The 25389-nt window shown below is 60.5% G+C and carries 26 protein-coding genes; 18 read left to right on the top strand and 8 right to left on the bottom strand.

Annotated features, from left to right (window positions below; genetic code table 11):
* The first annotated feature begins 24 nt into the window (after positions 1–24).
* Together ASR47_RS11295 and ASR47_RS11290 are read left to right on the top strand one after the other, a co-directional pair.
* On the top strand, positions 25–1005 hold the full coding sequence (locus ASR47_RS11295) for a branched-chain amino acid ABC transporter permease (RefSeq protein ID WP_065307875.1): 981 nt from the start codon (positions 25–27) through the stop codon (positions 1003–1005).
* 94 nt (positions 1006–1099) lie between these two features.
* Complete coding sequence (locus ASR47_RS11290; RefSeq protein WP_065307874.1) at positions 1100–3157, top strand: 3-hydroxybutyrate oligomer hydrolase family protein; 2058 nt, start codon at positions 1100–1102, stop codon at positions 3155–3157.
* A 68-nt stretch (positions 3158–3225) separates the two neighbouring features.
* On the opposite strand, the gene ASR47_RS11285 is transcribed toward ASR47_RS11290, so the two are convergent.
* Positions 3226–4014: an EAL domain-containing protein gene (locus ASR47_RS11285; protein ID WP_065307873.1), complete on the bottom strand. Its 789-nt coding sequence runs from the start codon at positions 4012–4014 to the stop codon at positions 3226–3228.
* Positions 4015–4057: 43 nt separating this feature from the next.
* The gene (locus ASR47_RS11280) at positions 4058–5215 is read right to left on the bottom strand and encodes an iron-containing alcohol dehydrogenase (RefSeq protein ID WP_065307872.1); all 1158 of its coding nucleotides are present in this window, start codon (positions 5213–5215) and stop codon (positions 4058–4060) included.
* A 227-nt stretch (positions 5216–5442) separates the two neighbouring features.
* Between ASR47_RS11280 and mnmG the strand changes: the two genes are divergently transcribed.
* The 13 genes from mnmG to ASR47_RS11215 all read left to right on the top strand — a co-directional run bounded on the left by mnmG (position 5443) and on the right by ASR47_RS11215 (position 17242).
* Positions 5443–7392, top strand: coding sequence for a tRNA uridine-5-carboxymethylaminomethyl(34) synthesis enzyme MnmG (gene mnmG, locus ASR47_RS11275; protein ID WP_065307871.1), 1950 nt, complete (start codon positions 5443–5445; stop codon positions 7390–7392).
* Positions 7389–8033 carry a 16S rRNA (guanine(527)-N(7))-methyltransferase RsmG gene (gene rsmG / locus ASR47_RS11270; RefSeq protein WP_065307870.1) on the top strand — a complete coding sequence of 215 codons (645 nt, stop codon included), beginning with the start codon at positions 7389–7391 and terminating at the stop codon, positions 8031–8033. Before mnmG ends, rsmG begins: the two co-directional genes overlap by 4 nt.
* Before the next feature lie 177 nt (positions 8034–8210).
* A complete protein-coding gene (locus ASR47_RS11265; protein WP_065307869.1) occupies positions 8211–8981 on the top strand; it encodes a ParA family protein in 771 nt (256 codons plus the stop codon).
* Positions 8982–9039: 58 nt separating this feature from the next.
* Entirely contained in the window at positions 9040–9921 is an 882-nt protein-coding gene (locus ASR47_RS11260) for a ParB/RepB/Spo0J family partition protein (RefSeq protein ID WP_065307868.1), read from the top strand.
* A 214-nt stretch (positions 9922–10135) separates the two neighbouring features.
* Positions 10136–10504 (top strand): ATP synthase subunit I, encoded by a 369-nt coding sequence (locus ASR47_RS11255; protein ID WP_065307867.1) that lies wholly within the window; start codon positions 10136–10138, stop codon positions 10502–10504.
* A 51-nt stretch (positions 10505–10555) separates the two neighbouring features.
* Entirely contained in the window at positions 10556–11365 is an 810-nt protein-coding gene (gene atpB / locus ASR47_RS11250; RefSeq protein ID WP_065307866.1) for a F0F1 ATP synthase subunit A, read from the top strand.
* A gap of 62 nt (positions 11366–11427) precedes the next feature.
* Entirely contained in the window at positions 11428–11709 is a 282-nt protein-coding gene (gene atpE, locus ASR47_RS11245) for a F0F1 ATP synthase subunit C (RefSeq protein ID WP_010393790.1), read from the top strand.
* Between the two features lie 43 nt (positions 11710–11752).
* A complete protein-coding gene (locus ASR47_RS11240) occupies positions 11753–12223 on the top strand; it encodes a F0F1 ATP synthase subunit B (protein ID WP_065307865.1) in 471 nt (156 codons plus the stop codon).
* 2 nt (positions 12224–12225) lie between these two features.
* The gene (locus ASR47_RS11235; protein WP_065307864.1) at positions 12226–12771 is read left to right on the top strand and encodes a F0F1 ATP synthase subunit delta; all 546 of its coding nucleotides are present in this window, start codon (positions 12226–12228) and stop codon (positions 12769–12771) included.
* 78 nt (positions 12772–12849) lie between these two features.
* A complete protein-coding gene (gene atpA, locus ASR47_RS11230) occupies positions 12850–14391 on the top strand; it encodes a F0F1 ATP synthase subunit alpha (RefSeq protein WP_065307863.1) in 1542 nt (513 codons plus the stop codon).
* 62 nt (positions 14392–14453) lie between these two features.
* Positions 14454–15329 (top strand): F0F1 ATP synthase subunit gamma, encoded by an 876-nt coding sequence (gene atpG / locus ASR47_RS11225; RefSeq protein WP_065307862.1) that lies wholly within the window; start codon positions 14454–14456, stop codon positions 15327–15329.
* Between the two features lie 30 nt (positions 15330–15359).
* Entirely contained in the window at positions 15360–16760 is a 1401-nt protein-coding gene (atpD, locus tag ASR47_RS11220; RefSeq protein WP_065307861.1) for a F0F1 ATP synthase subunit beta, read from the top strand.
* Between the two features lie 62 nt (positions 16761–16822).
* Entirely contained in the window at positions 16823–17242 is a 420-nt protein-coding gene (locus ASR47_RS11215) for a F0F1 ATP synthase subunit epsilon (protein WP_065307860.1), read from the top strand.
* Between the two features lie 209 nt (positions 17243–17451).
* Here ASR47_RS11215 and ASR47_RS11210 read toward each other — a convergent pair whose 3' ends face one another.
* Genes ASR47_RS11210 through ASR47_RS11190 form a run of 6 tightly spaced genes read right to left on the bottom strand, consistent with a single transcriptional unit; the run spans position 17452 to position 21539 of the window.
* On the bottom strand, positions 17452–18006 hold the full coding sequence (locus tag ASR47_RS11210; protein WP_065307859.1) for a hypothetical protein: 555 nt from the start codon (positions 18004–18006) through the stop codon (positions 17452–17454).
* 50 nt (positions 18007–18056) lie between these two features.
* Positions 18057–18437 carry an adenosylmethionine decarboxylase gene (gene speD / locus ASR47_RS11205; protein ID WP_065307858.1) on the bottom strand — a complete coding sequence of 127 codons (381 nt, stop codon included), beginning with the start codon at positions 18435–18437 and terminating at the stop codon, positions 18057–18059.
* Position 18438: 1 nt separating this feature from the next.
* Positions 18439–18609: a hypothetical protein gene (locus ASR47_RS27415; RefSeq protein ID WP_171898927.1), complete on the bottom strand. Its 171-nt coding sequence runs from the start codon at positions 18607–18609 to the stop codon at positions 18439–18441.
* Positions 18609–20066 carry a DUF4178 domain-containing protein gene (locus ASR47_RS11200; protein ID WP_065307857.1) on the bottom strand — a complete coding sequence of 486 codons (1458 nt, stop codon included), beginning with the start codon at positions 20064–20066 and terminating at the stop codon, positions 18609–18611. The genes ASR47_RS27415 and ASR47_RS11200 overlap by 1 nt, the downstream gene beginning before the upstream one ends.
* Before the next feature lie 21 nt (positions 20067–20087).
* Positions 20088–21122 (bottom strand): SPFH domain-containing protein, encoded by a 1035-nt coding sequence (locus tag ASR47_RS11195; RefSeq protein WP_065307856.1) that lies wholly within the window; start codon positions 21120–21122, stop codon positions 20088–20090.
* A gap of 30 nt (positions 21123–21152) precedes the next feature.
* Positions 21153–21539 carry a DUF350 domain-containing protein gene (locus ASR47_RS11190; RefSeq protein ID WP_065307855.1) on the bottom strand — a complete coding sequence of 129 codons (387 nt, stop codon included), beginning with the start codon at positions 21537–21539 and terminating at the stop codon, positions 21153–21155.
* A gap of 97 nt (positions 21540–21636) precedes the next feature.
* Between ASR47_RS11190 and ASR47_RS11185 the strand changes: the two genes are divergently transcribed.
* From ASR47_RS11185 to ASR47_RS11175, 3 genes are read left to right on the top strand one after another with little or no spacing between them, the layout of a single operon-like run.
* Positions 21637–23148, top strand: coding sequence for a polyamine aminopropyltransferase (locus ASR47_RS11185; protein WP_065307854.1), 1512 nt, complete (start codon positions 21637–21639; stop codon positions 23146–23148).
* Positions 23148–24791, top strand: coding sequence for an NAD(P)-binding protein (locus tag ASR47_RS11180; protein WP_065307853.1), 1644 nt, complete (start codon positions 23148–23150; stop codon positions 24789–24791). The genes ASR47_RS11185 and ASR47_RS11180 overlap by 1 nt, the downstream gene beginning before the upstream one ends.
* Before the next feature lie 40 nt (positions 24792–24831).
* Complete coding sequence (locus tag ASR47_RS11175) at positions 24832–25362, top strand: isochorismatase family protein (RefSeq protein WP_065307852.1); 531 nt, start codon at positions 24832–24834, stop codon at positions 25360–25362.
* Positions 25363–25389 lie beyond the last annotated feature (27 nt).

Raw genomic sequence — 25389 nt, 5'->3', positions numbered from 1 at the left:
CAGTCATGTATTGGAGCAATCACGATGAATAAAAATGTAGGCTACGCAATCGCCCTGGCGCTGGCGCTGGCCGCACCGTTTTACGGCTACCCGGTCTTCCTGATGAAGTTGCTGTGCTTTGCCCTGTTTGCCTGCGCCTTCAACTTGCTGATCGGTTACACCGGTTTGCTGTCGTTCGGCCACGCGGCGTTTTTCGGCGGCGCCGGCTATGTCACCGGCTACGCCTTGCGCACCTGGGGCTGGCCGACGGAACTGGGCCTGCTGGCTGGCGTCGCCACCGGCGCCTTCCTTGGCCTGGTGATGGGTGGCCTGGCGATCCGCCGCCAGGGCATCTACTTCACCATGATCACCCTGGCCCTGGCGCAGATGGTGTACTTTCTGGCGCTGCGCCTGCCGTTCACCGGTGGCGAAGATGGCTTGCAGGGCGTTCCACGTGGAACACTGCTGGGCACCATCGACCTGGGCAATGACACGGTGTTGTACTACGTGGTGCTGGCCATCTTTATCGCCGGCTTCGCCCTGATCGTGCGCACCATCCATTCGCCGTTCGGACAAGTGCTGAAAGCCATCAAGGAAAACGAGCCGCGCGCGATTTCGCTCGGCTACGATGTCAACAAGTACAAGCTGACGGCCATCGTGCTGTCGGCTTCGCTGGCGGCCCTGGCCGGCGCCACCAAGACGCTGGTGCTGGGCTTTGAAACCCTGACCGATGTGTACTGGGGCATGTCTGGCCTGGTGGTCCTGATGACACTGGTGGGCGGCATGGGCACGCTGGCCGGCCCCATCATCGGCGCCGTGCTGATCATTGCGCTGGAAAACAAACTGGGCGACTTCGGTACCTACCTGGCCACGCATACGGGCGTGGAATGGTTCGGTACCCTGGGCGAATCGGTGGGCATCGTTACGGGGATCATCTTCGTGATCTGCGTGCTGATGTTCCGGCGCGGTATCGTGGGCGAGGCGATCGCCCGCTTCGGGGGCAGGGCAGCCAGGCCTGCAGCCTGAGTCGCATGCAGCAAGCAAGGCCGGACGCAAGTCCGGCTTTTTTTATCTGGAGACCGTTTTTTGGCGTTACCTCATCAATGAATGGAGAACAGCTATGACCACCACCCTCATGCGCACCGGCGGCCTGGGCGCATTATTGTTATTGTCCGCCTGCGGCAGCAGCCACACGGCCGAAGACCTGAACCCCTTGCCCGCCTACCTGGGCGCCATCACCCGTCTTGACGTCGATGGCAAGAGCAATGACTTGTTGACGGCCGGCCTGGGCAAGACCGGCCTGGCCGCGGCCGCGCCTGCGTATGCCGATCCCGAGCGGCCGACCGCGCTGGAGTTGCGCCGCAACGCCATCCATGCCAATTACCGCGCCGTGCTCGACATTGCCGCCAGCAGCGGCTACGGCAGCTTGTACGGGCCGAATGTCGACGCCAATGGCGTGGCCGGCGGCGGCGAAGGCATGATCGCCGGCAGCGAGTACATGGCCTATGCCGACGATGGCACGGGCAAGCAGAACGTGACCCTGATGGTGCAGGTACCGGCCAGTTTCGATCCCGAGCGCGCCTGCATCGTCACGGGCACGTCCAGCGGCTCGCGCGGCATTTACGGCGCCATCGGCAGCTCGGGCGAATGGGGGCTGAAAAAAGGCTGCGCCGTGGCGTATGCCGACAAGGGCTCGGGCACCGGCCTGTATGTGTTCGAAGACGACAGCGTCAACCTGCAGAACGGCCTGCGCGCCATGCGCGGGCAAGCCGGCAAGAACGCGATTTTCGCACCCGACCTGCCTGACGCCGAGCGTGCCGCCTTTGCCAGCGCGTATCCGAACCGCATCGCCTTCAAGCACGCGCACTCGCAGCAGAACCCCGAGAAGGACTGGGGCAGTGCCACCTTGCAGGCGGTCGAGTTTGCCTATTACGTGCTTAACGAGCGCTACGGCGCCACGGCGCGCGATGGTACGTCGCATCTGGCGCGGCTGAAACCGTCCAACACCATCACGATAGCATCGAGCATTTCCAACGGCGCCGGCGCCGCCTTGCTGGCTGCCGAGCACGATACCCGAGGCCTGATCAGCGGCGTGGCCGCCAGCGAGCCGCAGATCCAGCCGCAGCCGTCGACCGCGTACAGCGTGCGCCAGGGTGCGGTGACCGTCGCCAATCCGGGTCGTGCGCTGTTCGATTACTCCACCTATGCGGCGCTGTACCAGCCTTGCATCGCCGCCGTGGCCGGCAGTGCCGGGCGCTGCAGCGCGCTGCTGGCCAAGGGACTGTTGACCGGTGGCGACCTGGCGTCGCAGCAGCAGGATGCAAAACGCCGCCTGCAAGCCTATGGCTGGCTGCCGGAATCCGCCCCATTGCAAGCCTCGCATGCGGGCACGAACATCCTGGTGGCGGTGACCTATGCCTATGCCTACGGCAAGTTTTCCGTGACTGACAAAGTCTGCGGCTTCAGCTTTGCGCAGACCGATGCGCTGGGCAATCCCGTCGCCTATACGAATGCGCAGAAGGCGGCCAGCTTCGCCACGCAAAACGGCATCCTCGGCAATGTGGTGTATGAGAACGCCGCCGGTGGCGCGCGCATCTACACGGCCGCGGTGTCGCCGTCGAGCAACCTTGCCGACCAGGCGCTCGACGGCTTCCTGTGCCTGCGCAGCCTGGCGACCGGCAACGACGCCGTCACTGGCGCTGCCTTGACGGGAACCCTGGCGGCACAAAGCGCGCGCGTGCGCGAGGGTGTGGCGCAGGTACGGGCCAGTGGCAAGCTCAACGGCAAACCGGCGATCATCGTGCACGGCCGCAGCGATACCCTGATACCGGTCAACCACGCTTCGCGCGCCTACGTGGGCCTGAACGCGGCGGCGGAGGGCGCCAACAGCAAGCTGCGCTATATCGAGGTGAGCAACGCCAATCACTTCGATTCCTTCAGCAGCGCCTTGCCGACCCTGATCGTGCCGCTGCATGTGTACCTGAACCGCGCGCTCGACGCCATGTATGCCCACCTGCGTTCTAACCAGGCGCTGCCGCCGTCGCAAGTGGTGCGCACGGTGACACGGCCTGATGCGGCCACACCGATCAGCAATGCGAACCTGCCGCCGATCGCGCCGGCACCGGCGCCCGCTAATACCATTACCGTGGCGGGTGCGGTGGTGAATATTCCCGATTGACCTTGTTGGATCAAAAAAATGGCCACGTTTCACGTGGCCGTCTATTATTATTATTATTATTTCCTTCTTTATTGCCAGGCGCTGTCCGGTATAAGGGCCAGCCCCTGGAACACGGGTTTGGAAAACCAGTAACCCTGCATCAGCGAAATACCGCAGCTGGCCAGGAAGTCGCGCTCGGCACGCGTCTCAATGCCTTCGGCCAACACCTTGATATGCAGTTCGTGGCACAGGCTGGCGATCGAACGCACAATGGCCTGGCGCGGTGCGTGGCTGTCAACGTCGCGCACCAGGTCCATGTCGATCTTGATGATATCGGGCTGGTATTCGGCCAGCAGGTTCAGGCCTGCGTAACCGGCGCCAAAATCGTCGATGGCGGTCTGGAAACCAAAGCGCCGGTATTCGCGGAAGATATTGACCAGGTGAGGGCGGTCCTGCACCCGCTCGCCTTCCGTGACTTCAAAGATGATTTTATCGGTCGGGAAGTTGTGCGTGCGCGCCGCTTCCAGGGTGCTGCGGATGCAGACCTCGGGACGGTAGACGGCATTCGGCAAAAAATTAATCGACAGGAATTGCTGCATGCCCAGCCGCGCGGCGCCGGCTACCGCCTTGACGCGGCAAGCCTGGTCGAAGCGGTAGCGGTTTTCATCGGTTACCTGCGCCAGCACGCTGGCGGCGCTTTCGCCGTTCGGGCCGCGTACCAGCGCCTCATAGGCGTAGATGCTGCGCGTGTCCAAATCCACGATGGGTTGATAGGCATACTCGAAGGAAAATGGCAGCGGTTCGCTGTCATGGCAACCGGCACATCCCTGGTAAGGAAAGACGGTGGCGTCCGGATGGATGGAAATGGCGGTCTTCATGCTGCTAGTGTACCAGCGTCAGCGGCAGCTTCGGTGTGCTGCTTCACCAAGCAGCCGCATAAATGGCGCGTGCGTCTTGTAAAGCGACCGTGCGCGGGTTATTGCCCAGCAAGCGCGTCTGCAGCATGGCGGCTTCGGCCAGCGCGTCGAGGTCGCCTTCGACTATGCCCACCTCATGCAGGGTGCGCGCGATGCCCGTTTCCAACGCCAGCGCCTGCAGCGCGGTGATCAAACCTTCTGCGCGCGCTTCCTCGCTGCCGGTCGCTTGTGGTGCAACGATGGCCGCCAGTTCCGCATACAAGGGTGTGGCATGGCTGAGGTTAAAGCGCAGCACATGTGGCAGCACCAGCGCATTCGACAACCCATGGGGCACGTGAAACATGCCGCCGATCGGATAGGCGAGGGCATGCACGGCGGCGACGGGCGCGTTGGAAAATGCCTGGCCAGCCAGCATGGCGCCCAGCAGCATGGCTTGCCGCGCCACCAGGTCCTGGCCGTTGCGACACACGCGCAGCAGGTTGGTGGACAACAAGGACAGGGCTTCACGCGCCAGCATATCGGACAGGGGATTTTTCAAATGGGCTGTGGTGTACGCTTCGATCGCATGCACCATGGCGTCGATGCCGGTCGCCGCCGTCACTGCCGGTGGCAAGCCCAGGGTCAGGCTGGCGTCGAGGATGGCCAGGTCCGCATACAGCTGCGGCGCCACCACCCCCATCTTGCTGGTGGCGCCAGTGGTGACAATCGAAATAGGTGTCACTTCCGAGCCGGTACCGGCGGTGGTCGGCAGCTGCACCAGCGGCAGGCGCGACCCTTGCACCTTGCCGATGCCATACATGTCGGCCAGCGCTTGTTGGCCTGGCGCCAGCACCGCGATCAGCTTGGCCACATCCATCGAGCTGCCGCCACCGAGGCCGATCACCAGTTCCACGTGAAACAATCTGGCGTGCTCCACGGCGGCCACTACCACCGACTCCGGCGGGTCGGCCTGGACATCCGAAAACACCTGCACTGCGATGGCCGCGTCCCGCAAGCTGCGCAGCGGCCCATCGACCAGGCCGGTGGCAAGAAAGCCGGGATCGGTGACCAGCAGCACGCGGCGCACGGCGGGGAAGTGGTGGCGTACATGGAGACCTAACTGGCTGCTGGCGCCCGGTTCACTGATCAGATGGGGAACGGTGCGGAACTGAAAGGCGGACATGCGAACTCCCGGAGAAGAAGGTTCCACGAGCTTACTCCGCTTTTTGCGATAACGCATGTTCCACGTGAAACCATCTTGACGAACCTCAGCGTTGTTTCACGTGGAACAAAAAAACGATGCCTGGCTTGCTTGCTGAGTAAAAAATAGGCAAAAAATGGCCCGTAAAAAGTTATGGCTGCAAAAAGACTCTATAATCGGAGCTCACTCCTCGCAATTACCTATTACTCATGTTATTTCCTACAGAATTCGACGTCATCGTCGTCGGTGGTGGTCACGCCGGTACCGAGGCGGCCCTCGTTTCCGCCCGCATGGGGCAGAAGACGCTTTTGCTCACGCATAATATCGAGACCCTGGGCCAGATGTCGTGCAATCCGTCGATCGGCGGCATCGGCAAGGGCCATCTGGTCAAGGAGGTCGACGCCATGGGCGGCGCGATGGCGATTGCCACCGACGAGTCCGGCATCCAGTTCCGCATCCTGAATTCCTCGAAAGGCCCGGCAGTACGCGCCACGCGCGCCCAGGCCGACCGTATTTTATACAAGGCCGCGATCCGGTCGCGGCTGGAAAACCAGCCCAATCTGTGGCTGTTCCAGCAGGCGGTCGATGACCTGATCGTCGAAGGCGACCGCGTGGTCGGCGCTGTCACCCAGATCGGCCTGAAGTTCCTGGCGCGTGCCGTGGTGCTGACGGCCGGTACCTTCCTCGACGGCAAGATCCACGTCGGCCTGAACAACTACTCGGCTGGCCGCGCCGGCGACCCGCCGGCGATCTCCTTGTCCGCCCGCCTGAAGGAACTGAAACTGCCGCAAGGCCGCCTGAAAACCGGCACGCCGCCACGCATTGACGGACGCAGCATCGACTTTTCCGTGATGCAGGAACAGCCGGGCGACCTCGATCCGGTGCCCGTGTTTTCGGTCATGGGCAACACGGCCATGCACCCGCAACAGGTGCCGTGCTGGATCACCCACACCAATAGCCAGACGCATGACATTATCCGCGCCGGCCTTGATCGCAGTCCCATGTATACCGGCGTGATCGAAGGCGTGGGACCGCGTTATTGCCCGTCGATCGAAGACAAGATCCACCGCTTTGCAGGCAAGGAATCGCACCAGATTTTCCTCGAGCCGGAAGGCTTGACGACGCATGAATTCTATCCGAACGGCATCTCCACCAGCCTGCCATTCGACGTGCAGATCGCCCTGGTGCGCTCGATGAAAGGCATGGAAAACGCGCATATTTTAAGACCCGGCTATGCCATCGAATACGATTATTTCGATCCGCGCGGCCTGAAGGCCTCGCTGGAAACCAAGGTGGTGGCAGGCCTGTTCTTTGCCGGCCAGATCAACGGCACCACCGGTTACGAAGAAGCGGCCGCGCAAGGCATGCTGGCAGGCCTGAACGCCGCATTGCTGACGCAAGGCAAGGACTCGTGGACGCCAGGGCGCTCCGAAGCCTACCTGGGTGTGCTGGTCGACGACCTGATCACGCAAGGCGTGCAGGAGCCTTACCGCATGTTTACCAGCCGTGCCGAGTACAGATTGAGCCTGCGTGAAGACAATGCCGACATGCGCTTGACGGAAATCGGCCGCGCTTTGGGCTGCGTCGGCGATGCGCAGTGGGAAGCGTTCGAACGCAAGCGCGAAGCGGTGGCGCTTGAACTCGAGCGCCTGCGTTCCACGTGGGTCAATCCGCGCATCCTGGCGGCGGCCGAATCGGAGCGTATCGTTGGCCAGGCCATCGAGCGTGAATACTCGCTGGCGGACCTGCTGCGCCGCCCGAACGTGGCCTACGACACCCTGATGAGCATGACGGGCATGGCAGGACAAGCCCTGGCCGGCCCCGGCGTGGAAGACCCGGCGGTGCGCGAACAGGTGGAAATCCAGCTCAAGTACGCCGGCTATATCGAGCGCCAGAGCAAGGAAATCGAGCGTCACGAACACTATGAAAACCTGGCCTTGCCCGACGGTTTCAACTACCTCGATATCGGCGCGCTGTCGGTCGAAGTGCGCCAGAAACTCGACAAGCAGCGCCCGGAAACCCTGGGTCAGGCCTCGCGCATTTCCGGCGTCACGCCGGCCGCCATTTCGCTGCTGCTGGTACACCTGAAAAAGCGCGGTTTCGGCGCAGGTCAGGCCGAAATACAGACCACCAATTTACAGGACGAGGTTGTTGAATGAAGCAGTTTGACCGGGCCGCATTGGCCCAGATTTTAAATGATGGCATTACTGCGCTGGGGCTGGACCTGAGCGCTGCACAAGCGGAACAACTGCTCGATTACCTGGCGCTGCTGGCCAAGTGGAACAGCGTCTACAACCTGACCTCGGTGCGCGATCCGCTGCAGATGCTGACCCTGCACGTGCTCGATTCGCTGGCGGCCGTGCCTGCTTTCGCGGAGGCCAAAAACGTGCTTGACGTGGGCGCCGGTGGCGGCCTGCCGGGCATGGTGCTGGCCATCGCGCGGCCCGATATCAAGGTGTCGATGATCGATACGGTGCACAAGAAGACCGCGTTTTTGACGCAGGTGAAGGCCGAACTGGGCCTGGCCAACGTCACGGTGTACACCAAGCGCGTGGAGCAGCTGGAAGTGCAGCAGAAATTTGACGTGATCACCTCGCGCGCCTTTGCCGACCTGTCGGACTTCGTCAACTGGTCGAACCACGTGTTGGCCGAGGGCGGTCAATTCATCGCCTTGAAAGGGGTGGCGCCACCAGACGAGCGCGAGCGACTGCCGGCAGACTGGAAAGTGACGAAATTGACCCCGATTCAGGTGCCAGGGCTAAATGCAGAGCGTCATCTGGTGTATATAACAAGAATTTGAAGGCTGAAAAATAAACGATATAAATAATTTATACGGTATAAATTATATAAACAGTATAAATGATATAAACGATTTATATCATATAAATGGTATAAATCGAATAAACAGTATAAATCGTTTTTGGCGCAAGCCGGAACGCGACAATGAAGTTTGCATCCATTTACAACTAGAAGATACATGGCCAAAATTTTTTGTGTAGCAAATCAAAAGGGTGGTGTTGGTAAAACCACAACGAGCGTCAACCTGTCCGCCGGCCTGGCCAAACTGGACCAGCGTGTGCTGCTGGTCGACCTCGATCCGCAAGGCAATGCCACCATGGGCGCCGGCATCAACAAGGCCGGCCTGCATGCCTCGACGTATGAAGTGATGCTGGGCGAGTCCGATGTCAGGACGGCACGCCAGCGTTCGGAAGCGGGACGCTTCGATGTGCTGCCGTCGAACCGCGAACTGGCCGGCGCCGAAGTGGAGATGGTGGAACTGGACCGCCGCGAAAGCCGCCTGAAGGATGCGCTGGCCGAAGTCGATGGCGACTACGACTTCATCCTGGTCGATTGTCCGCCGGCGCTGTCGATGCTGACCCTGAACGGCTTGTGCGCCGCGCATGGCGTGATTATCCCGATGCAGTGCGAGTATTACGCGCTCGAAGGGCTGTCGGACCTGGTCAACACCATCAAGAAGGTGCACGCCAACCTGAACCCCGAGTTGAAGATCATCGGCCTGTTGCGCGTGATGTTCGATCCACGCATGACATTATCGCAACAGGTGTCGGCCCAGCTGGAACAGCACTTCGGCGACAAGGTCTTCAAGACCATCATCCCGCGCAACGTGCGCCTGGCCGAAGCGCCGTCGTATGGCTTACCTGGTGTCAACTTCGATCCGAGCTCGAAAGGCGCGCAAGCGTACATCGCCTTCGGCGCCGAAATGGTCGAGCGCATCAAGCATATGTAAGAAGCAGGCGCCCACGCTACATAATGTGAGCGCTTACTTGAAAACTGATTAGGACAGCATGGCTACCAAAAAATTAAAAGGACTGGGGCGCGGCCTCGACGCCCTGTTGGGCGGCGGCGACTTCGCCAGTCCCGAAGTGAATACACCGACAAGCTTGCCGGTAACGCAAATGCAAGCCGGCAAATACCAGCCGCGCACGCGCATGGACGAGGGCGCCCTGAATGAACTGGCCGCCTCGATCAAGGCACAGGGACTGATGCAGCCTATCCTGGTGCGCCCGATCGGCCAGGACACCCTGAGCGGTCTGGTCAAATATGAAATTATCGCCGGCGAGCGGCGCTTTCGCGCTTCGCAGCTGGCCGGCCTGACGGAAGTGCCGGTACTGGTACGCGATGTCGATGACTTGGCGGCGGCGGCCATGGCGCTGATCGAAAACATCCAGCGCGAAGACCTCAATCCGCTGGAAGAAGCGCAAGGCATCCACCGCCTGATTACCGACTTCAGTTTTACCCATGAGCAAGCGGCCACTGCGGTCGGACGCTCGCGCAGTGCTGTGTCGAACCTGTTGCGGCTGATGAACCTGGCAGCTCCCGTGCAGACCATGCTGATGGCCGGCGATATCGACATGGGGCATGCGCGCGCGCTGCTGGCGGTCGACGCGGCCAGCCAGATCACGCTGGCCCACCAGGTGGTGGCGAAACGCCTGTCGGTGCGTGAAACGGAAAAACTGGTCACGCGCACGGTGGAAGAAGCGGCCAACCCGGCCGAGCCACGCGTAAAAGAGAAGTCGGGCGATATCGCGCGGCTGGAAGAAGAACTGTCCGACGCGCTGGCGACACCCGTGGTTTTCAAGATGGGTAACAAGGGCCGCGGCCAGCTGGTGATCGATTTTGCCGATCTTGACGTACTGGACGGTTTGTTAAGCCGTTTGCGTGGTTAAATGGCGGGCTGATAATACAGTCACAAGCACGGCGGCAAGCGGCGCGGCAAGCCGCTTTGCCATATGTTGGTGCAAATCGCCGCGAAGTGTCGATAAAGCGTCTGTTTCATGCAGCAATCGCCCTGCTGCGGTGCGTCAACGTTTGACTCTGTGGAACAAAGCCAACTATAATCCCGTGTCTTTGCGTGTGTAGATTTTTCCGGGAACTTGGTAATTGAGTGATTCGAAGCAAAACATTGCCAAGCCGGTCTACAAAGTAGTTGCCTTGCAGCTAGCAATCGTGATCAGCTTCGCCACTGTTACCCTGTTTTTCGGTGGTAGTGTGAAGGGCTGGTCCGCCGCAGTTGGCGGTGCAATCGCCGTCATTGGCAGCATGACATATGCCATGCTGGTCGTTCGCGGCTCCAGCGACGCCAAAAAGGCTTTTCGTGCGCACGTGCGCGCGGAAGCGGTGAAAATGTTTATCACAGCAGTGCTGTTTGTATTGGCACTGGTGTTGTTTCAGTCGGCCGCCTGGTTATGGCTGATCTTGGGTTTCGCGGTGGCAACCTTAGCATACTGGTTTTCATTGCTCGCTGTTTAATCATTGGTTTTAGGGCCTGTTGTGCTCCGAAACGACAAATCTAAATTCATTATGACCACAGAACACGCTATTGAAGCGGGCCATGCTGCCCCGGCCAACGCCACAGAATACATCAGCCACCATTTGACGCACTTGAAAAGCGCCGATGGCGCTTTCAATCTGGACACCTTCTGGATCTCGGCTGCCCTGGGTTTTGTTTTTCTTGCCGTTTTCTACATGGCTTCGCGCCGCGCGACGGCCGGTGTTCCTGGCAAGCTGCAAAACTTCGTCGAAATGATCATGGAAATGGTCAATGAGACCATTAATGGCGCTTTTCACGCCAAAAGCAAGATCATCGCGCCGCTGGCCATCACGATTTTCGTGTGGGTCTGGCTGTTGAACGCGATGGACTTCCTGCCGGTTGACCTGCTGCCGAAGATTTTGACCTTGTTTGGCGTGCATAACCTGCGCGTGGTACCGACCGCCGACGTCAACCATACTTTTGGCATGTCGTTCTCGGTAGTTCTGTGCATTATCGCGTTTTCCGTCAAGGCCAAGGGCCTGGGCGGCTGGATCAAGGAATTGTTCACCGCGCCCTTCCATGCAAGCGGCATCATCGGCACGATCTTGTTGGCACCAGTTAATTTCTTGCTGCAAATGGTTGAGTTGGTTGCAAAACTGATCTCCCTGTCGCTGCGACTGTTCGGCAATATGTATGCCGGCGAACTGATTTTCATCTTGATCGCGTTGTTGCCTTGGTGGGCACAGTGGGCGTTGGGTGGTCCATGGGCAATTTTCCATATCTTGATTGTAACTTTGCAAGCTTTTGTGTTTATGGCGTTGACGGTTGTGTATCTGAGCCTTGCGGTTGAGAAGCATTAATCAGCAACTTTATATTTTGTTTTTTTGTTAGTACCTTTCGTTTTTAAATTTAGGAGAATTTTATGCAAGCTCTGATCGCACAAGTACAAAGCATGACCGTTCTGGCAGCAGCAATCATCATCGGCCTGGCCGCAATCGGTACCGCTTTGGGCTTCGCTATCTTGGGTGGTAAATTCCTGGAAGCTTCGGCACGTCAACCAGAACTGATGCCACAACTGCAAACCAAACTGTTCGTTATCGCTGGTCTGCTGGACGCCATCTCGATGATCGGCGTTGGTATCGCTCTGCTGTACACGTTCGCTAACCCGTTCCTGGCTCCATTGATGGCTGCTGTTGCTCAGTAATTCGCTCCAATCCTAGGAGAAACTTTTAGTCAGGAGCAAAGGTATGGACATCAATATGTCGCTCATCGGCCAGATGATCACCTTCGCGGTGTTGGTCTGGTTCTCGATGAAGTTCGTATTTCCAGCGCTGAATACAGCGCTGGATGAGCGTGCCAAACGAATCGCGGATGGATTGGCTGCGGCCGATCAAGGTCAGGCTTCGATGGCTGTCGCCGAGAAGCGTGCGCAAGAAGCATTGAACGGTGCACGTGAAGAAGCGTCGCAACGCGTTGCGGACGCTGAAAAGCGTGCCCAGCTGGTTGCTGAAGAGATCAAGCAAAATGCCCAGGCTGAAGCGGCGCGTATCATTGCGCAAGCCCAGTCCGACGCCGAGCAGCAACTGTCGAAAGCACGCGAAGAACTGCGCGCTCAGGTGGCTGACCTGGCGATCAAAGGTGCCGAGCAGATCCTGAAGCGTGAAGTCAACGCGACGGCACACGCCGAAATGTTGCAGCGTCTTGCTGTCGAGCTGTAATCATGGCAGAACTCGCAACCGTCGCCCGTCCCTACGCGGAAGCTTTGTTCCGCGTAGCCCAAGCAGGTAAGGAGTCAAGCAACCTCGCGGCGTGGTCCGAACTGGTGTCCGAATTGGCCCAGATCGGTAGCCACCCCGAGGTACAGGCGTACGCGCGCAATCCGAAAGTTTCGGAGAGCGACGTCGCCGCCACCATCCTGTCGTTGTTGAAATCGCCGCTCAACGAAGAAGTCAAAAACTTCGTCAATCTGTTGATCGAAAATGGCCGCATCAGCCTGCTGCCGGAAATCGGCGCGCAATTCCATGCCTTGAAAAATGGCCTGGAAGGTGCGGCTGACGCCGAGATCACGAGCGCTTTCGATCTGAGCGAAGGCCAAACGGCCGAGCTGGTCGCAACGCTGGAAAAGAAATTCAGTCGTAAGCTCAACCCTGCTGTCACAGTGGATCCATCGCTGCTTGGCGGCGTGCGCGTAGTTGTTGGCGACCAGGTGCTCGACACCTCGGTGCGCGCCAGACTGCAGCAATTGCACGCCGCACTGGTGTCGTAAGACACGCGCTTCGGCAGGCCAGCTTAGACAGACCCTTACCCCTCGCGCAAGCTGAGAGAAACACTTTTAGGAGTTAGTATGCAACTCAACCCATCTGAAATCAGCGAGTTGATCAAGAGCCGGATCCAAGGTCTTGATGGCGGCGCTGAAGTGCGTAACCAAGGCACGGTTATTTCCGTCGCCGACGGTATCTGCCGCATCCACGGCCTGTCGGACGTGATGCAAGGCGAGATGCTGGAATTCCCGGGCAATACCTTTGGCCTGGCGATGAATCTGGAGCGCGACTCCGTCGGTTCCGTGATTCTGGGTGCTTACGAGCACATCTCCGAAGGCGACACGGTGAAATGCACCGGCCGCATTCTGGAAGTACCGGTCGGTCCTGAACTGCTGGGCCGCGTGGTCAACGCGCTGGGCCAGCCGATCGACGGCAAAGGCGCAGTCGATGCGAAAATGACGGCCGCGATTGAAAAAATCGCTCCGGGCGTGATCGCCCGTGAATCCGTTTCGCAACCAATGCAAACCGGCCTGAAGTCGATCGATGCGATGGTTCCAGTTGGCCGCGGCCAGCGCGAACTGATCATCGGCGACCGTCAAACCGGTAAATCGGCCGTGGCGATTGATGCGATCATCAATCAAAAAGGCCAGGGCATGAAATGTATCTACGTCGCGATTGGCCAGAAGGCCTCGTCGATCAAGAACATCGTGCGCTCGCTGGAACAGCACGGCGCGATGGAATACACCATCGTTGTCGCCGCTTCCGCTTCGGAATCGGCCGCCATGCAATACATCTCGCCGTACTCCGGTTGCGCCATGGGCGAATACTTCCGTGACCGCGGTGAAGATGCACTGATCGTCTACGATGATCTGTCCAAACAAGCTGTTGCTTATCGTCAAATCTCGCTGCTGCTGCGCCGTCCACCAGGCCGTGAAGCGTACCCAGGCGACGTGTTCTACCTGCACAGCCGCCTGCTCGAACGCGCAGCCCGCGTGAACGCCGACTACGTCGAGAAGTTCACCAACGGCGCCGTCACCGGCAAGACCGGTTCGCTGACGGCACTGCCGATCATCGAAACCCAGGCAGGTGACGTGTCGGCCTTCGTGCCAACCAACGTGATTTCGATTACCGACGGCCAGATCTTCCTGGAAACGTCGCTGTTCAACGCCGGTATCCGTCCTGCGATTAACGCCGGTATTTCCGTATCGCGCGTCGGTGGCGCCGCCCAGACCAAGGTCATCAAAAACCTGTCCGGCGGTATCCGTACCGACCTGGCGCAGTACCGTGAGCTGGCCGCGTTCGCGCAGTTCGCTTCGGACCTGGACGAATCGACCCGCAAGCAGCTCGACCGTGGTGCGCGCGTAACGGAATTGCTCAAGCAAGCCCAGTACTCGCCACTGTCGATCTCGCTGATGGCCGTGTCGCTGTTCTCGGTGAACAAGGGCTTCATGGACGACGTGCCAGTCAAGCAAGTGCTGTCGTTCGAAGCAGGCGTCCACGCTTACATGAAAACCAAGCAAGCTGCTCTGCTGGCCAAGATCGAAGAAACCAAGCAACTCGACAAAGACAGCGAAGCAACTCTGTCGGCGGCCATTGCTGATTTCAAGAAATCCGGCGCATATTAAGCGGCCAGGCGGCGCCCGCCTCGAGCGAGGCGCCGCCCTACGCGCAGAAGGAGTAAGGACTCATGGCATCAAGCAAAGAGATACGTGGCAAGATCAAAAGCGTAGAGAATACGAAGAAGATCACCAAGGCGATGGAAATGGTCGCCGCGTCCAAAATGCGCAAGGCGCAAGACCGGATGCGGGCCGCTCGTCCCTACAGTGACAAGATTCGTAATATCGCCGCCAATCTGGCGAATGCCAATCCGGAATACACGCACCCGTTCCTGGCGGCAGCGCAAGGCACGCAAGCCAAGGCAGTGGGTTTCATCGTCGTCACGACCGACAAGGGTCTGTGCGGCGGCATGAACACCAATATCTTGCGCCAGGTGACGTCCAAGTCGCGCGAGCTGGAAGCAGCCGGCAACAAGATTGAAGCAGTCGCTATCGGTAACAAGGGTTTGGGTTTTCTGAATCGCATCGGCGTCAAGATCGTCGCCTCTGCCATTCAAACTGGTGATACGCCGCACCTGGATAAATTGATCGGACCTGTCAAGGTCATGCTCGAAGAGTTCCAGGCTGGCAAGCTCGACGCAGTGTACCTGTGCTACACCAAATTCATCAACACGATGAAGCAGGAACCAGTGGTCGAACAGCTGCTGCCTTTGACGGCCGACAAAATGGTCGCCGACAAGAGCGCGCACTCGTGGGATTACATCTACGAGCCGGATGCACAAAGCATCATCGACGAATTGCTGGAGCGCTATGTAGAAGCGCTGGTGTACCAGGCAGTCGCAGAAAATCTGGCGTCCGAGCAATCGGCACGGATGGTTGCGATGAAAGCTGCAAGCGACAACGCAGGTAGTGTGATCGGCGAACTCAAGCTCGTCTACAACAAGACCCGCCAAGCTGCGATTACCAAAGAACTCTCCGAAATCGTCGCCGGTGCGGCAGCGGTTTAAACGAATTTAACTATATTTGAAGGAACGAACATGGCTGATGGCAAAATCGTTCAGTGTATCGGCGCTGTGGTGGACGTTGAGTTTCCCCGCAACGCGATGCCTAAGGTATTTGATGCCTTGAAGATGGCGGGCTCGGAACTGACCCTGGAAGTACAACAGCAGTTGGGCGACGGCATTGTCCGTACCATTGCACTCGGCTCGTCCGATGGCCTGCGTCGCGGCATGATGATCCAGAACACCGGCAAACCGATCATGGTGCCAGTCGGTAAGGCAACCCTGGGTCGCATCATGGACGTGTTGGGTAACCCGATCGACGAATGCGGTCCGGTATCGCACGAACAGATCGCCTCGATCCACCGCACCGCTCCTGCGTACGACGAACTGTCGCCATCGCAAGAACTGCTGGAAACCGGCATCAAGGTGATCGACCTGGTGTGCCCGTTTGCAAAAGGCGGTAAAGTCGGCCTGTTCGGCGGCGCCGGTGTGGGCAAGACCGTGAACATGATGGAACTGATCAACAACATCGCCAAGGCACACAGCGGCGTGTCCGTGTTCGCCGGCGTCGGTGAGCGTACTCGCGAGGGTAACGACTTCTACCACGAGATGGCTGACGCGAAAGTGGTCGATCTGGAGAATCCAGAGAATTCCAAAGTGGCGATGGTCTACGGCCAGATGAATGAACCGCCAGGTAACCGTCTGCGCGTGGCGCTGACCGGCCTGACGATCGCTGAATCGTTCCGTGATGAAGGCAAGGACGTTCTGTTCTTCGTCGACAACATCTACCGCTTCACGCTGGCCGGTACCGAAGTATCGGCACTGCTGGGCCGTATGCCGTCGGCGGTGGGCTACCAGCCTACCCTGGCCGAAGAAATGGGCCGTCTGCAAGAGCGCATCACGTCGACCAAGACCGGTTCGATCACCTCGATCCAGGCCGTCTACGTTCCTGCCGATGATTACACCGATCCTTCGCCAGCAACCACCTTTGCCCACCTGGATTCGACCGTTGCCCTGTCGCGTGACATCGCCTCGCTGGGTATCTACCCGGCCGTCGATCCACTGGACTCGACCTCGCGCCAGCTGGACCCGCTGATCGTCGGTCAAGAGCACTATGACACCGCGCGTGCCGTGCAAACGACCCTGCAGCGCTACAAGGAACTGCGTGACATTATCGCGATTCTGGGCATGGACGAGCTGGCACCGGAAGACAAACTGCTGGTGGCCCGCGCACGTAAAATGCAGCGTTTCCTGTCGCAGCCTTTCCACGTCGCTGAAGTATTTACCGGTTCGCCAGGTAAATACGTTTCGCTGAAAGACACGATCAAGGGCTTCAAGATGATCGCCTCGGGCGAACTCGATCACCTGCCGGAACAAGCGTTCTACATGGTCGGCACGATCGACGAAGCAATCGAAAAAGCCAAGAAACTTAACTAAGTTAAGTCTGGGCCTAACCCCGCCCCTCACCGGGCGGGGTTCTTCAACCCGATAGGACACACATGGCACACACAATTCACGTTGACGTGGTTTCCGCTGAAGAATTGATTTTTTCAGGTGAAGCAGAATTCGTCGCGTTGCCGGGTGAACAAGGCGAGCTGGGCATCTACCCACGCCACACGCCCTTGATTACCCGCATCCGTCCGGGCGCGGTCCGCATCAAGGTAGTCGGCCAGGCTGAAGAAGAGTTCGTCTTCGTCGCCGGCGGCTTGCTGGAAGTGCAGCCTGACACCGTGACCGTCCTGGCCGATACCGCGATCCGCGGTCACGACCTCGACGAAGCGAAAGCGCTGGAAGCGAAGAAGCTGGCGGAAGAAAACATCCACAACAAGGATTCGGGCATCGACTACGCGCAAGCGCAAGCCGAACTGGCCAGCGCAATTGCGCAACTGGCCGCGATCCAGAAGCTGCGCAAGCATTAATTTACGCGCATGCAAAAAAAAGCAGCCTTCGGGCTGCTTTTTTTTTGCTGGTGGTGGTGGTGGTGGTGTCGGGTTACGCCGTGCCGGCTAACCCGACCTACGATGCTGTTTGATGTTGGTGGTATTGGATACGTGCCATGCGCAGGTCGGATTAGCGGGGCCGCCCAGGCGTAGCGTAATCCGACAACATCGTTGGCGCCACTGCTGGATCAGCTGCACATGCCGTACGCCTTGCGCTCGTCAAAATACCGGTACGTAAACGTGCGCACCGGATAGCGCTTGCCGGCCACCAGCATGTCCGGCATGTTCAGGTCAAAGCGCTGCGGCAGCTGGCGCGGCAGCTGCAGGCGCAAGCGCCATTGCGTGGCCTTGCTGTTGCCGACCGCCGAAAACATGATGGGCAGCTGCTCGATCACGTCGACGATTTCCGCCTTCTGGTCCAGGCCGCGCTGGTAGATGGTGGTCACCCTGGCATTCGCAAAAGGCGGTTTTTTCGGCTCTTCCAGCAGGAAGGACAACCTTGTAAAACTGGCCTGGGTGCCGACCGGTAAAGTGAAGATCAGCGCCAGTTCCGTGCCGCCGTCTTTCAGCGTGGTCGGCGGCGTGGCGTAGACGGAAATGCCGCGCGGCAGTTCGAAGCGCGAGCCTTCGGTCCATGTCTTGCAGTCAGGCGTGGTGGCCTGGTACAGGCTGGGCGCCGTATAGTCGTCGCAGGCGGACACCAGCAGCAGGAGTGGGAAAGCAAGCAGGGCGGAACGGCGCATGGGCGTGATCGATAAGAAGTGAGCCGACAGTGTAAGCGATCCACCGGCGATCAGCCAGCAATGGCCTGGCCCGGTGGCGCGCGCCGCGCCGTATGCAATGTGCAGTGCTGCGCTTGCAGCTGTGTACTGATGATATCGAGCGCCAGCTGCGGCCTGGCTGCGCCGCACATGAAGATATCGACGGCGGCAAAGCCGGCTTCCGGCCAGGTATGGATCGAGATATGCGATTCGGCCAGCAGCAGCACGCCGGTCACGCCGGCTTCCTGGCCAAAGCTGTGGAAGTGGCCATGCAATACCTGCGCGCCGGCTGCAACGGCCGCCTGGCGCAGCAGCGACTCCAGTGCCGCGCAGTCGCGCAAAGCGGCCGCATCGACGCCGGACAAATCGGCCAGCAGATGGGTGCCCAATGGCAGGTGCACGCTTGCCGTCATGTCACTTGTGGCTGCCGCCGCTCGAGCCGCCGCCATAGCTGCCGCCGCCGCTGCCGGTGCGCGAACTCCAGCTGCTGCCGCCGCCACTGCCGGCCACCTTGAACATGCGCACCCAGTTGGCGGCCGTGACGGAGAAGGTCACCATCAGCGCGTAGATCACGTATTTGCTCATTATGGGGTCTTGTTCTTGTCGAGAAAAAGGGCGGGCACGAACAGCGCCAGGCAACCGAGCATGCTCCACATCAGGGTGCTGGAAAACGAGACGAACATCGGAATCGCGTTCAACACCAGGGTGATGATGATGAAGACCTTGGCCACGCCGCGGTGGCTCATCTTGCTGTCCGAGGACGGCGTGACGCCGTGAAAGGCGGCGCCGAACCAGGCGCTCATCTGGTCGTAGGCGACCGGCGTGGAGCGCGACCAGGTCATCTCTTCGGCGGTCAGCTCGGCCGCCAGTTTTGTTTGCCCCTGTTCGAATTCATACACGTGGGTGGTGTCGCCGACGGCCACCTTCCAGTTGAAGGCGCCGGCCGCATACGTCACTTGCGAGCCGTAGTCATACAGCTTGGTATAGGTGGCGCCGTCGAGCGTGCATTTTTCGGCTTCCAGTGAGGCCCAGGTGGGCCAGTTCGGCAGCACGTTGGCGCGCGACCAGCCGTCGTCGGTTTCCACCAGCCAGAAAAAGCCGGCGTGCGCGTTGTACAGCAGGTATTCGTTCCACTCGGTGCCTTCGTCGTCGGCGCGGCGCATCATGCCGATCACGGTGAACTCGGTGTTGTTGATCCTGGCGCTGGCGCCCAGTTCCAGCGTGATGTCGGCTTCGTCTTCTACCTGTTTGCCCTTGGCCAGAACCTGCGCCTCGGGGCCGCTGGCGTCGAGCTGCGCATGGCAGGCCGGGCAGACCAGCTGCGCGGCGGCGCCCGGCACATACTTGATGCCGCTGCCGCAGGAAGGGCAGTCGAGCGCATCGAGCTTGCCGCGGTATTTGCCGGCGGTGCGCGCGATCGCGTCGGTGTCGCGCAGCAGCTGGCACTGCATGCCTTCCAATGTAACGGCCACGCCCTGGTACAGCACCGGCTGCGGGCCATCGGTATAGTCGAGCGTGGCGAAGCTGGCGTAGTTGCGCAAGTCCGCCACCTGGATGCGCCAGCCGCTGCCGACCTTGAACGGCAGTTCGCCCTGGCCGGCGATGCACTCGCCGCTGCGCACTTCGGCCGCCGTGTACGGCTCGCCATTGATGTTGTATTGCTGGCCCGGTCGCAGTTCGGCAAAGGCGGGCAGGGCGCCGTTGGCCTTGCGCTCGCGCGTGAGCGTGTACAGGCCGGACGAGTCGCCCAGCCACGCCGTGCTGGCGTCGTCGAACAGCACATACCATTCGTTCCAGGTACCGGCCGCATAGCGCTGCTGGATGCGCCCGATCACCGTGAAGTTGACGCCGTCATGCACGCCGGCCGTGCCGACCTGGATCGGCGTATAGTCTTCCAGCACGGCCGACATCTTGCCGATGTCGCGCACCGCGTCGGCGTCTTTCAGGATGGTGCCGTGGCAGTACTCGCACACGGCCAGCACGGAAGCGTGCGAGCGGAAGTGGACTTCCGCGCCGCAGCTGGGACAGGAAACAGTTTGCATGCAGTCGTATTTCGCCGATATTTAGCCGATCAGTTTTTTCAGCAGTTCCACTTTCGCGCCGTCGTAGTCGGCCGGCGAAATCAGTCCCTTGTCGAGCAGGCCCTTGAGCTTTTCCAGGCGCGCTTCGACCGGTTCTTCGACAGGCGCGGGAGGCACGGCTGGCGCCGGCGCGGGCTGCTGCAGCGCATTGCCCATGCCCTGCGCCATTACCTGGCCGATCGACAGTCCGGCGCCCAGGCCCGCGCCGACGCCGGCCAGGCCACCTTCGTTCTGCGCCGCCAGCGGAATCGCGTTCGCCACCTGGAACTTGGTAAAGCCGCTCATCTTGTCGGCGCCCAGGCCGCCCTTCATGCCGGCCGAAATGCGCTCGTCCAGCGCCACCTGCAGTTCTTCGGGCAGGCTGATGCTGGCCACATTGAATTCATCGAGGCCCACGCCATAGCGGGCAAACGCCTGGCGCAAGCCGTCCTTGACCTCTTGCGCCATCAGCGCCTGGTTGGCGGCCATGTCGAGGAAGGGCACGTTGGCGCCACCGAGCGAGCTGGCCATGCTGGCCATCAGGATGCCGCGCAATTGATCTTCCACTTCGTCACGCGTGTAGACGTCGCGCGTGCCGGAAATTTCCGTAAAAAAGGTGCGGGCGTCGGCGATGCGGTACGAGTACATGCCAAAGGCGCGCACGCGTATCATGTCGAAGTCCTTGTCGCGGATCGTGATCGGCTGCGGCGTGCCCCATTTGCGGCCGGTCTGTACGCGGGTGCTGAAGTAATACACGTCCGACTTGAAGGGCGAATCGAACAGCTTGTCCCAGTTTTTCAGGTTGGTCAGCAGGGGCAGGGTTTGCGTGGTCAGCTTGTGCGTGCCGGGGCCGAACACGTCGGCGATCTTGCCTTCGTTGACGAACACGGCCACCTGCGACTCGCGCACGTTCAGAATGGCGCCGTTCTGGATCTCGAAATCCTGCATCGGAAAGCGCCAGGCCAGCACGCCTTCCTTCTCTTCATTCCACTGCAGTACATCGATAAACTGCTTCTTGATAAAGCTGCCGAGGCTCATGATGGTGTCCTTGCGAAGGTGAATACGGGGTCAGGAAATGCAGGCGGCGTTGATGGCGCCGATGGCCAGCGCGATGGCGCCCAGCAGGCCGCCAAAGGCGGTGTTGTTCGATTCGATCTGGTCCTTCGACATGCGCAGCAGCCGCGTGGTGACCAGGTAGGCCAGCAGCTGCACCACCATCGCGCCAAAGGCCCAGGCGAAGAACTGCTGGTAATTCGCCGTGTGCATCAGCGAGGAGGCGATGGTGGCCGAAAAACCGAGGATGGCGCCGCCCAGCGACAGCGCCGCCGCCTGATTACCCTGGCGTATCAGCAGCACCTCGTTATACGGCGTCACGCGCGTGTAGATGATAAAAAAAGCAATCAGCAGCACGGCGGCCAGTAAAAGGTGGATCAGATAGTTTAGGATGTCGTGCACGGCATTCCTCGCAAGTGGCGCGCCCAGCCGGCGCGATGGCCACGCTTCCAGATGAGCATTTGATAACGTCCAAGCATATTAGAACAAAACCAGCCCAATGAACAAAAAGATTCTGATTTTATCGGTGTTCGTGGTCGCTTCCTGCGGCCTTGCGTATGAGCTGATCGCCGGCGCCATGTCCAGCTATCTGCTGGGTGACTCCATCCTGCAGTTTTCCACGATTATCGGCTGCTACCTGTTTGCCATGGGGGTAGGCGCTCACTTTTCAAAGTACGTAAAAGACGAAGACGTGCTGTCGCGCTTTGTCGATATCGAGCTGGCCGTCGGCCTGATCGGCGGGCTGTCGGCGGCGATCCTGTTCATGACCTTTTCGTGGATGGCCGCGCCATTTCGCACCTTATTGTATGTGATGGTGTTCCTGATCGGCGCACTGGTGGGCATGGAGGTGCCGCTGGTGATGCGCGCGCTGAACACGCGGCAGACCGAATTTTCCGAACTGGTCAGCCGCGTGCTGACCTTCGACTACCTGGGCGCGCTGGCCGTCTCGCTGCTGTTCCCGCTGGTGCTGTCGCCCTACCTGGGCCTGGTGCGCACCGGGTTTTTGTTCGGCATGCTCAATGTCGGCGTGGGCCTGTGGAGTATTTATGTGTTCCGCGCCGAGCTGAAAAACATGAGCGGACAATTCCTGCGCGCCTGCGCCGTGATGCTGCTGCTGGTGACCGGCTTTGCCATGTCCGACCGCATGGTGGAATGGGGCGAGCATGGCCTGTTCGGCGACCAGATCGTCTATTCCACCACCACGCCCTACCAGCGCCTGGTGATCACGCGCTGGAAGGACGACACGCGCCTCTACATCAACGGCAACCTGCAGTTCTCCTCGCGCGATGAATACCGCTACCACGAAGCGCTGGTGCATCCGGTCATGGAGGCCTTGCCGTGGGCGCGCCGCGTGCTGGTGCTCGGTGGTGGCGACGGCCTGGCGCTGCGCGAGATCCTGCGCTATCCGAACATCGAGCACGTCACCGTGGTCGACCTGGACCCGGCCATGACGGGCGCGTTTACCACCCGCCCCGAGCTGGCCGAACTGAATAAAAAATCGTTCTCCGACAAGCGCGTTACCGTCATCAATGCCGACGCCGCCGTCTGGCTGCGCAACAACCAGGATATGTTCGACGCGGCCATCGTCGACTTCCCCGACCCGTCCAGCTTCGCGCTGGGCAAACTGTATTCGGTGCCGTTCTACGACCTGGTGAAAAAACACCTGGCGGCCAAAGGCCTGATGGTGGTGCAATCGACCTCGCCGTTCTTTGCGCCGCACGCTTACTGGACCATTAACTCGACCCTGCGCGAAGTGGGCATGCGCACCTGGCCGTATCACGCCTATGTGCCGTCGTTCGGCGAGTGGGGGTTTATCCTTGCCTCGCCGCAGCTCGATTACACACCGCCCACCAGCTACCGCCTGCCGATGCGCTACCTGAATGCCGACACCACGCGCGAAATGTTCATCTTCCCGCCCGACATGCAGCCGATGGCCATGGCGCCGAACCGTCTCAACACGCAGTCGCTGGTGCATGAATTCGAGCAGGACTGGAATCGGGTGATACGCTGATGCGGCGCCGTTCCTTCATGCTGTGGGCGGCCGGCGGCACGGCGGCCGTGGCCGCGGGCACCGGCAGCATCGCGGCGTATCTGCGCTGGCAGGAGATCACGCCCAAGGTGCTGTATCCGGGCCGCGCAGAAGGACACTATTTGCGTAACCTTTTGCGCGACCGCAAGGCGCTGCCGCCACCGTCGCGCACCCTCGTCACCGACGTGGCCATCTTCGGCTCCGGCATCGCCGGTTTGACGGCCGCCTGGCGCCTGAAAAAACTGGGCCACACGGACTTTTTGATGGTCGACGGCCCGCAACCGTATGGCAATGCGGCCGGCGGCCATTTCGGCGACCTGGCTTATCCCACCGGCGGCCACTATCTGCCCTTGCCGTCGCCCGAATCGACCCACGTGCGCGAGATCCTGCATGACCTGGGCATTATCTTGCGCGATCCGATGGCGGAAAAGCCGACTTACGACGAGCGTTATATTTTGCACGCGCCGGAGGAACGGCTGCTGTTCAACGGCCACTGGCAGGACGGCTTTATTCCCGTCGAAGGCGTGCCGGCCGAAGAACTGGCGCAGCACCGGCGCTTCTTTGCCCAGGTCGAGCAGCTGCGCCAGGCGCGCGGTATTGACGGCAAGCGCGTGTTCGTATTCCCCACCATCGCCTCTTCGCAAGACCCGGCCTGGCAGGCGCTCGACACCATCACCCTCAAAACCTGGATGGAGCGGCACGGCTATACCTCGCCCACCTTGCACTGGTATCTGAACTACTGCTGCCGCGACGACTACGGCACGCGCTACGACCAGGTTTCGGCCTGGGCCGGCCTGCACTACTACTGCAGCCGCTGGGGCCAGGCGGCCAACGCCGGTAACGGCGCCTGGCTGACATGGCCAGGCGGCATGCAGCCGGTCGCCACCGCGCTGGCACAGGCTTCCAGGGTCCAGCGCCATGCCGGCACGGTGGTGTCGCTCGCCACCACGGCGACCGGCGTCGAAGCGCTGTGCATGGAACTGGTCGACGGCCAGCCGCGTACTTATCTTGTCAAGGCGCGCAAGGCCATCTGCGCCATGCCGCTGTATGTGGCGGCGCGCGTGGTAAAAGACATTGCCAGCTATGGCTTTGACATCAAGCGCGATACGCCCGCGTATGCGCCATGGATGGTGGCCAATTTTCTATTGAAACGCTTTCCCCATGAACTGCCGCATGCGCCGCTGTGCTGGGACAACGTGGTGTACCAGGAGCCGGGCCTGGGCTATGTCGTCTCCACCCACCAGGATATCCGCGTGCGCCCGCCCGAGCAAACCGTCTTCAGCGCCTATGTGGCGCTGTCCGACCGCACGCCGGAACAGGCCCGCAAATGGCTCGATACGGCCAGCCCCGGGGAACTGCTGGCGCTGGCCAGCGTCGACCTGAAAACCGCGTACGGCCGCGACTTCGCCAGCTGCGTCGAACGCGTCGACATCACCGTGCGCGGCCACGCCATGGCCGCACCCTTGCCCGGTTTTCGCAACAATGCGGGCTTGAAAGCGCTGCGCGAGCATGATGGCGCGATTCTGTTCGCGCATGCCGACTTGTCGGGCTTTTCCGTGTTCGAGGAAGCGGCGTGGTGGGGCGACAGGGCGGCGCGGCTGGCGGCAGGGTCGCGCCGTATGTAACATTAAAAAACTGGCTGCAAAGCCCAACCGAGGAAACACCATGAGCAGTGCCCTGATCGTCATCGATTTCCAGAACGCCGTACTGAGCGCGCCGCCCGCCTGTCAGGCCGACATCATGCTCGAACGCATCGCCGGCCTGATCGCCAGGGCGCGCGCCGCCGGCGTGCCGGTGATCTATGTGCAGCACAACACGGCCGATTCGGACTGGGCAGCCGGTACGCACGGCTGGCGGTTCCCTGAGCAGATCGCGCCGCAGCCGCAGGACCATGTCAGCGCCAAAAACTCCTGCGATGCGTTTCGCCAGACCGGGCTGCAGCAGCACCTGGCGCAGGCCGGCATCAAGACCATTTATATGTGCGGCTATGCGACCGAGTTTTGCATCGACACCAGCGTGCGCCGCGCCGCCAGCCTGGAACTGGCGACGGTGGTGATCAGTGACGCGCATACCACGCGCGACCGCCCGCACCTGGCCGCGCCGGCCATTGTCGAACACCATAATCGGGTATGGCGCCAGCTGATCAATCCGGGCAATCCCATCACCCTGGTCACGGCCGACGCCGTGCCATTCTGATGATCGTTCGCCCATAAAAAAAGCCGG

This window comes from Janthinobacterium psychrotolerans, assembly GCF_001677885.1.
Lineage (GTDB): Bacteria > Pseudomonadota > Gammaproteobacteria > Burkholderiales > Burkholderiaceae_D > Janthinobacterium > Janthinobacterium psychrotolerans.
This window is presented reverse-complemented; position numbering and strand designations above follow the sequence as displayed.